General features: G+C 60.2%; 1 protein-coding gene. It reads right to left on the bottom strand.

Annotated features, from left to right (window positions below; genetic code table 11):
- The coding region (locus tag ACFWPJ_RS32435) for an LAGLIDADG family homing endonuclease (protein ID WP_378857284.1) at nucleotides 1–1,561 on the bottom strand (1,561 nt) is incomplete at both ends.

Raw genomic sequence — 1,561 nt, 5'->3', positions numbered from 1 at the left:
GTTGTTGCCCTGCTCGATCGAGGGCACCGAGTAGATGTGGGTCTGGTCCGAGACGGCGGTCAGCGCGCGGATCGAGGTCTCGATGGTCTGGCCGAAGTCCGGCGAGTCCATCGCCTTGGCGATATTGAGCGAGCCGAGGTTGCAGGAGATGTCCTTGCCGACCTTGGCGTAGGACAGGTCGTCGTTGAACTCCGAGGGGGTCGAGACCTGCAGGATCTCCGAGCACAGGTTCGAGTGGGTGATCTTGCCCTTGATCGGGTTGGCCCGGTTCACCGTGTCCTCGAACATGATGTACGGGTAGCCCGACTCGAATTGCAGCTCGGCGATGGTCTGGAAGAACTCGCGCGCCTTGATCTTCGACTTGCGGATGCGCTTGTCGTCGACCATCTCGTAGTACTTCTCGGTGACGTCGACATCGGCGAACGGCTTGCCGTAGATGCGCTCGACGTCGTACGGCGAGAACAGGTACATGTCCTCGTTCTTCTTCGCCAGCTCGAAGGTGATGTCGGGGATCACCACGCCCAGCGACAGCGTCTTGATGCGGATCTTCTCGTCCGCGTTCTCGCGCTTGGTGTCGAGGAAGCGGTAGATGTCGGGGTGGTGCGCGTGCAGGTACACCGCGCCCGCGCCCTGGCGCGCGCCCAGCTGGTTGGCGTAGGAGAACGAGTCCTCGAGCAGCTTCATGATCGGGATGACACCCGAGCTCTGGTTCTCGATCTTCTTGATCGGCGCACCGTGCTCACGAATGTTGCTCAGCAGCAGGGCGACACCGCCACCGCGCTTGGACAGCTGCAGCGCGGAGTTGATGGAGCGCCCGATGGACTCCATGTTGTCCTCGATGCGAAGAAGGAAACAATTGTGCACAACCGTGCCGCGAATTGTATAGGTGTGCGTCCCCTCGACGTGCAGGTTGTACACCTTTTCCGGGGTCTCGGAGGTGCGCTCGATCGCCCGGACACCGTAGACGTGACGGCCGTGCACAACATGGTACGTCGTACGCTTGATCCCCTTGCGCCCGATGTAATTGTGCAAGTTCTTACCGATGTCGAAGATAAATTCTTCATTGTTGCCGGGCAGCCCGGGCACGAACACCTGTCCGGTCTCGTTACCGGCCTGATTGATGTACCGGCGAACAGTCGACACGATGCCGAGGCGACGCAGGATCAGCTGCACCTGGTCGATTAGTTCGGGGTTGACCAGGTCGAGCACCATTCCGCCGGGCGTACTGCACCCGTCGCCACGGAACAGACCGCTCAATAGGCCGAGCAGGAAGTCGTCATCGGCAGTCATAACCTCGTGCGATAGCCGCTTGGTGGCGTATCCGGCTCCGACCAGCGAAAATAGCAGCGACGCCACACTCCTGCTCTGGCAGGACATTCGGGTCGAGTGGTCCATCTGATTGGTACGCAGGGAAAGGTCTGCACCAAATACCTGTTTGAAAGCCTTGCTGAGCTCGACATGGTACTCGACCTCATGCGCACCAAGCGTGAAATGAACGCCGGTCGGCTGTATTTCCGCAATACCCGCCCGCTTTGACACATGCCCCTCAGCGAGGTACCAG

Source organism: Nocardia sp. NPDC058497 (assembly GCF_042720195.1).
Classification (GTDB): Bacteria; Actinomycetota; Actinomycetes; order Mycobacteriales; family Mycobacteriaceae; genus Nocardia.
This window is presented reverse-complemented; position numbering and strand designations above follow the sequence as displayed.